Below are 8,689 nucleotides of genomic sequence, written 5' to 3' on the forward strand. Positions count from 1 at the left end.
TGGCCGGGGCGGATCCCGCCGCCGTCGCCGGCCGTGGTGCTGCCCGCCCCGTTGCCGGCCGACGTGCGTGACGCCGCGGGGGAGCCGGTCGTGGTGAGCGCCCGGCTGGCGGTCAGCGCGGCGCCGGCCCGGCTCACCGTCGGCGACGGTCGCCCGGCCGAGATCACCGGGTGGGCCGGCCCGTGGCCGGTGGACGAGCGGTGGTGGGCGCCGGCCGAGGCGCGCCGCCGGGCCCGGTTCCAGGTGTGCCTGGCCGACGGCGCCGCCCTGCTGCTCGCGGTCGAGGGCGGGCAGTGGCTGGTGGAGGCGATCTATGACTGAGCGCCGGGGAAGATCTTGGTACGAAAGCGCCCCTCCAGGGGCCGTTTCGTACCAAGATCTCGGGCTGTCGGGTGCAGGGCGAGGCGGGCGCGGGTGAGCTTCCACAACCCGAAGATGCCGTGGTCCAAGCTGGAGCAGGTGCTCTCCGGGCGGGCCAAGGGTGAGCGGCACCTGCACGTGGTGGAGCCGCACGTGGTCGACCCGCTCGCGGTCGACGCCGACGGCGGCGACTCACCGGCCTGGAGCCGCAAACGCCAGGAGTACCGGCCGCCGGAGCTGGCCCGCCCGGACGGCGTGGTGCCCTACGCGGAGCTGCACGCGCACTCCAACTTCAGCTTCCTCGACGGGGCCAGCCACCCGGAGGAACTGGCCGAGGAGGCGGCCCGGCTCGGGCTCACCGCGCTCGCCGTCACCGACCACGACGGCTTCTACGGCGTGGTGCGCTTCGCCGAGGCGGCCCGCGCGCTGCGGCTGCCGACGATCTTCGGCGCGGAACTGTCCCTCGGGCTGCCCGGCCCGCAGAACGGCGAGCCCGACCCGCTCGGCCGGCACCTGCTGGTGCTCGCGCACGGCCACGAGGGGTACGCGCGACTGGCCGCCACCATCTCCCGCGCCCAGCTGCGCGGCGGGGAGAAGGGCCGGCCGGTCTACGGCGAGCTGGAGGAGATCGCCGACGAGCTGCGCGACCACGTGCTGGTGCTCACCGGCTGCCGCAAGGGGCACGTGCCCGCGGCGCTGCTCACCGAGGGCGTCGACGCGGCGGCCCGGGAACTGGACCGGCTGACCGCGCTGTTCGGCGCGGAGACGGTGGCGGTGGAGCTGACCGACCACGGCCACCCGGTCGACGCCGACCGCAACGACGCGCTCGCCGACCTGGCCGCCGCGGCCGGGCTGCCCACGGTGGCCACCGGCAACGTGCACTACGCCACCCCGGGGCGGCGGCGGCTGGCCACCACCGTCGCGGCGGTCCGGGCCCGGCGCAGCCTCGACGAGATCGACGGCTGGCTGCCCGCCGCGGCCACCGCCCACCTGCGCAGCGGCGCCGAGATGGCGGCGCGGTTCGCCGCGTACCCGGGCGCGGTGGCGCGGGCCGCGGAATACGGGGCGGAACTCGCCTTCGACCTCCAGCTCGTGGCGCCGAAGCTGCCGGCGTACCCGGTGCCGCCCGGGCACACCGAGATGAGCTGGCTGCGCCGGCTGACCATGGACGGCGCCCGCGAGCGCTACGGCCCGCCCGAGGCGCACCCGGAGGCGTACGCGCAGCTGGAACACGAGCTGCGGATGATCGAAGACCTCGGTTTCCCCGGCTACTTCCTGGTGGTCTACGACATCGTCGCGTTCTGCCGCGCGCAGGACATCTACTGCCAGGGCCGGGGGTCGGCGGCCAACTCGGCGGTCTGCTACGCGCTGCGCATCACCAACGTGGACGCGGTCCGGCACCGGTTGCTGTTCGAACGCTTCCTCGCCCCGGAACGCGACGGGCCGCCCGACATCGACGTGGACATCGAGTCCGACCGCCGGGAGGAGGTGATCCAGCACGTCTACGCCCGCTACGGCCGGGAGCACACCGCCCAGGTCGCCAACGTCATCTCGTACCGGCCCCGGTCGGCGGTGCGGGACGTGGCCAAGGCGTTCGGCTTCTCACCCGGCCAGCAGGACGCCTGGAGCAAGCAGATCGACAGGTGGGGTTCGGTCGCTGCGGTCGACGTGGCGGACATCCCGGAGCAGGTGGTCGCGTACGCCAACGAGTTGCAGACGTTCCCCCGGCACCTGGGCATCCACTCCGGCGGCATGGTGATCTGCGACCGGCCGGTGATCGAGGTGTGCCCGGTGGAGTGGGGCCGGATGCCCGGGCGCAGCGTGCTCCAGTGGGACAAGGACGACTGCGCCGCCGTCGGCCTGGTCAAGTTCGACCTGCTCGGCCTCGGCATGCTCTCGGCGCTGCACTACGGCTACGACCTGATCGGGTCCAGCCTCGACCTGGGCGACATGGACCTGGACGACCCCGAGGTCTACGACATGCTCTGCCGGGCCGACTCGGTGGGCGTGTTCCAGGTGGAGAGCCGCGCCCAGATGGCCACGCTGCCCCGGCTCAAGCCGCGGGAGTTCTACGACCTGGTGGTGGAGGTGGCGCTGATCCGGCCCGGCCCGATCCAGGGCGGCTCGGTGCACCCGTACATCCGGCGCAAGAACGGCCAGGAACCGGTCACGTACGCGCACCCGCTGATGCGCAACGCGCTGGAGAAGACGCTCGGCGTACCGCTGTTCCAGGAGCAGCTCATGCAGCTCGCCATCGACCTGGCCGGGTTCGACGCGGCCGGCGCCGACCAGCTGCGCCGGGCCATGGGGGCGAAACGCTCGGTGGAGCGGATGGCGCAGATCGCCGACCGGCTCTACGCCGGGATGGCCGAGCGGGGCATCACCGGTGAGCTGGCCGACGACGTCTACCGCAAGCTCACCGCGTTCGCCAGCTACGGCTTCCCGGAGAGCCACGCGATGAGCTTCGCCTACCTGGTGTACGCCAGCTCGTGGCTCAAGCGCCACCACCCGGGCCCGTTCCTGGCCGCGCTGCTCAACGCGCAGCCGATGGGCTTCTACTCGCCGCAGACGCTCGCCGACGACGCCCGCCGGCACGGCGTCGAGGTACGCCGGCCGGACATCAACGCCAGCGGCGCCAAGGCGGTGCTGGAGTCCACCCCGCAGACCCGGTGGGGCAGCGTGCCGGGCGAGCCGCCGCACGCCTGGGGGCTGGGCGGCCCGGCGGTACGGCTCGGCCTGGGCAGCGTCCGTACCCTCGGCGACGACGTGGCCGAGCGGATCGAGGCGGAACGCGCCGCGCACGGGCCGTACCGGGACATGCCGGACCTGGCCCGCCGCGTCGGTCTGACCGCCGCGCAGCTGGAGGCGCTGGCCACCGCGGACGCCTTCGCCTGTTTCGGGCTGACCCGGCGGCAGGCCCTCTGGGCCGCCGGCGCGGCGGCCCAGGACCGGCCCGGCCGGCTGCCCGGCACGGTGACCGGCGCGGACCCGCCCACCCTGCCCGGCATGGCCGCGGTGGACCGCCTGGTCGCCGACGTCTGGGCCACCGGCCTGTCCCCGGAGAGCCACCCGGCCCGGTTCATCCGGGACCGGCTCGACGAACTGGGCGCGGTGCCGATCGCCCGCCTCGGCCAGGTGCCGCCCGGGCAGCGGATCCGGGTCGGCGGGATCGTCACCCACCGGCAGCGCCCGGCGACCGCGGGCGGCGTCACGTTCCTCAACCTGGAGGACGAGACCGGGATGCTCAATGTCACTTGCTCCCCGGGGTTGTGGCAGAGATACCGTCGAATCGCCCGCACCAGCGGAGCACTGGTGGTGCGGGGCCGGCTGCAGCGGCACGAGGGCGTCACGAACCTCACCGCGGACCGGCTGGACGCGATCGAGCCCCCCGTCACACCGGCATCCAGGGATTTCCGTTGATGGAGTGATCCACATTACGGTTTCCGTGAGCCGGAGGCGGGAGACTCCCGACGCGGGTGGGCAGAGTGGCCCACCCGGGGTATGGGGGATGAACAGATGACCTTTCACCGCACGTACGCCGGTGGCGTGGCCAACGCCCGACGGACCCGCCTCGGCGCCGACTGGGCGCCCACCCACGAGGCCGAGCCGCGGGAATACCAGGTGACCGACGGCCCGGTGGCCAACAACCAGCGCTCCCGCGCCGAGGACGACCCCGCCGGCGGCGGCGAGTCCTGAACCCGGGCCGGGGGGTGACTAGGCTCGGCGCGTGGATCAGATCCGAACCCTCACCCCCCGCACCGCCGTCATCTGGTCGGTGGTCCGGGCCGAGCTGGACCGGCGGGCCGGCGAACGACTCTCCGTGCTCGACGTCGGCGGCGGGACCGGCGGCTTCGCCGTCCCGCTCGCCGAGGCCGGTCACCGGGTCACGGTGGTCGACGCCAGCCCCGACGCGCTCGCCGCGCTGACCCGCCGGGCCGCCGAGGCCGGGGTCGCCGATCGGGTACGCGCGACGCAGGGCGACGCCGACGCGCTCACCGGACTCGTCGAACCGGCCACCGTGGACCTGGTGCTCTGCCACTCCGTCCTCGAAGTGGTCGACGACCCGGAACCGGTGATGTCCGCGCTGGTCACCGCGTTGCGCCCGGGTGGTGCGGCGAGCGTGCTCGTCGCCGGCCGGGCCGCCGCCGTGTTCGGCCGGGCGATGAACGGGCAACTGGACGCCGCCGCCGCGCTCGCCGCCGACCCGCACGGCACCACCGGCGGCCGGGACACGCTGCGCCGCCGCTACGACACCACCGACGCGAGTGCGCTGCTCACCGCCGCCGGCCTCGTCGTGGAGGAGGTCCACGGGGTACGGGTGCTCGCCGACCTGCTCCCGGCCGCGGTGGCCGACGGACAGCAGGCCGCCCTGGTGGCACTGGAGCGTGCCCTCGCGGCCCGGTCCCCGTACCGCGATCTCGCCGCCCAGCTGCACCTGTTCGCCCGCCGCCCGGCATGACCGGCCCGGCTCCCGATCCGGCTCCCGCCCCGCTGGACCGGGTGGCGCCGCGCTACGACGGCGGCGGCCTGACCGACGTGCTGCCCAGCGCGCTGGCGCTGCTCGGCGTACCGGGCGCGGCCGACCGGCTCGGCCTGGCCCCACGCCTGGCCGGGGTACGCCGGATCGCGGTGCTGCTCGTCGACGGCCTCGGCTGGTACCAGATCCCCACCGCCGCCCCGTACGCCCCGACGCTCGCCGGTCTGGCCGCCACCGTCGGCCGGCCGCTCACCACCGGCTTCCCGTCCACCACGCCGACCAGCCTGGTCAGCCTCGGCACCGGCACCCCGCCCGGCGCGCACGGCGTGCTCGGCTTCACGGTCCGGGTGCCCGGCACCGACCGGGTGCTCAACCACGTCGACTGGGCCGGCGACCCGGACCCGGCGAGCTGGCAGCCGGTGCCCACCTGGTACCAGCGGGCGCGCGCCGCCGGGGTCGCTGTGACAGTGGTCAGCCGTCCCGAGTTCGCCGGCAGCGGCCTGACGCTCGCCGCCAACCGGGGCGGCGACTACCGGGGCGCGGCAGGCGTCGACGCGCTCGCCGCCCGGATGCTGGCGGCGCTGGCCGCCGGGGACGGGCCCGCACTCGTCTCCGGCTACCACCCCGACCTGGACCGGCACGGGCACCTCAGCGGCGTGGACTCCGCTCCCTGGCGGACCGCTGCCGCCGACGTGGACACGCTGCTGGCCCGGCTCGTCGACGGCCTGCCGCCGGACGCCGCGCTGATCGTCACCGCCGACCACGGCCAGCTCGACGTGCCCGCCGCGCACCGGATCGACCTGGACGCCGACCCCCGCCTGCAGGCCGGGGTGCGGGTGGTCGCCGGCGAGCCCCGCGTCCGCTACCTGCACGTCGAGCCGGGCGCCGAGGCCGACGTGACGGCCGCCTGGACCGCGGTGCTGGGTCCGGCCGCGCACGTGCTGACCCGGGCCGAGGCGGTGGCGACCGGCTGGTTCGGGCCGGTGCCCGAGGCGCACCTGACCCGGATCGGCGACGTGGTGGCGGTCTGCCGGGACACGTACGCGGTGGTCGCCACCCGCACCGAGCCGCCGATGGCGTCGCGGCTGGTGGCTTACCACGGCGCGGACACCGCCGCCGAGATGACGGTCCCGCTGCTGGTGGTCCGGGGCTGACCCCGGTTCGTCCGCGCCTCCGCGCTGGGGCCCTGGTCGGCCCGCCTCGTCCGGGGCCGGCGGGCGGTGGCTGCCGGCCTGGGTCCCGTCCGGGGCCGGTGGGCGTCGCCGTGGGCCTGGGCGGTGGGGTTGTCGGACCGGCGGGCTAGCCTGCTGACATGGGCCGTAGCCAGTCGTTGCCCCGGGGCGGTGACCCGCGCTTCGGGCCGGACGCCGACGACACCGGCTGCACCATCCTGCACGTCGACATGGACGCGTTCTACGCCTCGGTGGAGGTGCGCCGCCGACCCGAGCTGCGCGGCCGGCCGGTGGTGGTGGGCGGCGTCGGGCCGCGCGGCGTGGTCAGCTCCGCCAGCTACGAGGCCCGGCGGTACGGCGTCCGCAGCGCGATGCCCACCGCCCGCGCCCGGGCGCTCTGCCCCGGCGCGGTCTACCTCCCGCCCGACTTCGCCGCCTACACCGAGGCGTCACGGGCGGTCATGCGGATCTTCCGGGACGTCACCCCGCTGGTCGAGCCGCTCTCGCTGGACGAGGCGTTCCTCGACGTGGCGGGCGCCCGCCGGCTGTTCGGCCGGCCCGCCGACATCGCCGCGCTGATCCGCCGCCGGGTCGCCGAGGAACAGCAACTGACCTGTTCCGTGGGCGTGGGGCCGAGCAAGTTCGTGGCCAAGCTCGGCTCCACCCGGGCCAAACCCGACGGCCTGCTCGTGGTCCCGGCCGCGCAGGTGCTGGACTTCCTGCACCCGCTGCCGGTGTCCGCCCTGTGGGGCGTGGGGGAGCGCTCCGCGGACGCGCTGCGCCGCCTCGGCCTGCGTACCGTGCGCGACCTCGCCGAGGCGCCGGCCGGCCTGCTGCGCCGGGCCGTGGGCGAGGCGTCCGCCACCCACCTGCACGAGCTGGCCCTCGGGCGTGACCCGCGCGGGGTCACGCCCGAGCAGGTGGAGAAGTCGATCGGCGCGGAGGTCACGTTCGACACCGACGTGAGCGACCCGGACGAGATCCGCCGGTCCCTGCTCGCGCTCGCCGACAAGGCCGGCGCTCGGCTGCGGGCGGCCGGACAGGTGGGCCGTACCGTGTCGCTCAAGGTCCGCTTCGCCGACTTCCGGACGATCAGCCGCTCCCGTACGCTCGCCGTGCCCACCGACACCGCCCGGGAGATGTTCGACACGGCCTGGGCGCTGTGGGGTGCGCTGGCCCCGGGCGAGCCGGTTCGGCTGGTCGGTGTCCGGATGGAAGGTCTCGCCCCCGCGGGGGAGACCCCGCAGCAGCTCACCCTGGGTGCGCCCGAGCGCGGCTGGCGCGAGGCGGAGGCGGCGGCCGACGCCGCGGCTGCCCGATTCGGGCGGTCCGTCATAGGTCCGGCCAGTCTTCTCGGCCGTCGTGATACACGACAAGTCGAAAAACCCACCCGGCCGTAGGTCGTCCCGCTTTCCGACGCGCGGGGGCCCTCGTAGACTTGCGGGTAAGCAGCCGGTTGGCTGCCACGGTCTGTCGGCCCGACCGGGCCGACCAACGTGACCGGGGAGGAGTGCCGTGCCGCTCTCGGAGCACGAGCAGCGGCTGTTCGAGCAGATCGAGCGGTCGCTTGCCGAGGACCCCAAGTTCGCCTCGGCCGTGCGCGCCAGCGACCCGCGTTTCCACGCGCGGCGTCGCGTGCTCGTCGCTGCCGGCGTGGTCGTCGCTGGTCTGGCCCTGTTGATCTACGGTGCCGTGATCAAGATTCCCCCGGTGGCCGTGGCGGGCTTCGTCGTCATGCTGGCCTCGTTGGGCTACGCGGTGCAGTCGCACCGCCGATCCCAGTCGCCCGACCTGCACGTGGTCGGCGGCACAACGAGCCGGCGTCGTCCCCGTGGCCGCAGTGGTGGTGGCCGCCGGGGCTCCTTCCTCGACCGGATGGAGGACCGCTGGCGGCAGCGCCCGGAGGGCCACCGCTGACCGCGTCCCGCCCCTGACCCGGGGCGGGAAACCGGCGGCGCCTCCGTAACAGGTCGGCAAGCGCCGCCGGGGCGACCGGCTGCCGGTTCGCCGTGGGCACACGCGGGCGAGGGCGCTCGCTCAGTCGTGCCCGAAATCGAGTTCACCGCCCCGCCGCGGCGGCACCACCTCGCGGTCCGCCTCCCGTGGACACCGCCGCGCCTCCGTCAGCACGTTGATGCGCGCCCCGCTCGCACCCCGCCCGGGCTGTCACCGTAGAGCTTCCCCGCCTCGACGTGACGCCACCTGCCCGACCACCTGCCGTAGCCCAACGGCCCGCTCCCACGCGATCTTGCACTCCCGGCCCGCGCCGCGCCCCGATGTCTTCCACGCGATCTTGCACTTTCGGCCCAAGCTGTGCCCCGAATGTCCCGTTCACCCGGGCACAGACTGCAAGATCGCGGATCACCCCGGACTGGGCGAACAACGTGCTCACCGCCACCGCCACCGCCACCGCCGCGGCGGCGGGCTGCCCAGCCCGTCCGTCCCCTCAATCCCGGGCGCCGCCGTAGATCTTGGTACGAAAGCGCCCCTATGGGGGCCATCTCGTACCAAGATCTCGCGTGCATCCGGGCGGGGCGGCGGCCCAGAAGCGGTGATCAAGGAGTTTGTGTCCTCAGCGGGGCTGGAACTGGACACAAACTCCTTGATCAACGATGAGAGGGCGGGAGGCCCGGGGGCGGAAGGGCAGGCGGGCGGGCGGGGATGGGGTCAGCGGGCGGGG

The 8,689-nt window shown here is 75.0% G+C and carries 6 protein-coding genes and 1 pseudogene; all 7 read left to right on the forward strand.

What is annotated here, in order from left to right:
- A pseudogene (locus tag F8279_RS27945) lies at nt 1–321 on the forward strand (DNA polymerase Y family protein); the annotation flags it as partial.
- 93 nt (nt 322–414) lie between these two features.
- Nucleotides 415–3,780 carry an error-prone DNA polymerase gene (locus F8279_RS27950; protein WP_151501536.1) on the forward strand — a complete coding sequence of 1,122 codons (3,366 nt, stop codon included), beginning with the start codon at nt 415–417 and terminating at the stop codon, nt 3,778–3,780.
- 96 nt (nt 3,781–3,876) lie between these two features.
- Nucleotides 3,877–4,056 (forward strand): hypothetical protein, encoded by a 180-nt coding sequence (locus F8279_RS27955; RefSeq protein ID WP_091420839.1) that lies wholly within the window; start codon nt 3,877–3,879, stop codon nt 4,054–4,056.
- Nucleotides 4,057–4,087: 31 nt separating this feature from the next.
- Entirely contained in the window at nt 4,088–4,819 is a 732-nt protein-coding gene (locus tag F8279_RS27960; protein WP_151501537.1) for a methyltransferase domain-containing protein, read from the forward strand.
- Nucleotides 4,816–5,991 (forward strand): alkaline phosphatase family protein, encoded by a 1,176-nt coding sequence (locus tag F8279_RS27965; RefSeq protein WP_151501538.1) that lies wholly within the window; start codon nt 4,816–4,818, stop codon nt 5,989–5,991. The genes F8279_RS27960 and F8279_RS27965 overlap by 4 nt, the downstream gene beginning before the upstream one ends.
- 158 nt (nt 5,992–6,149) lie before the next feature.
- The gene (locus F8279_RS27970) at nt 6,150–7,409 is read left to right on the forward strand and encodes a DNA polymerase IV (protein WP_151501539.1); all 1,260 of its coding nucleotides are present in this window, start codon (nt 6,150–6,152) and stop codon (nt 7,407–7,409) included.
- A 115-nt stretch (nt 7,410–7,524) separates the two neighbouring features.
- On the forward strand, nt 7,525–7,926 hold the full coding sequence (locus F8279_RS27975; RefSeq protein ID WP_091420827.1) for a DUF3040 domain-containing protein: 402 nt from the start codon (nt 7,525–7,527) through the stop codon (nt 7,924–7,926).
- Nucleotides 7,927–8,689 lie beyond the last annotated feature (763 nt).

This window comes from Micromonospora sp. AMSO1212t, from assembly GCF_008868145.1.
Taxonomy (GTDB): Bacteria; Actinomycetota; Actinomycetes; order Mycobacteriales; family Micromonosporaceae; genus Micromonospora; species Micromonospora tulbaghiae.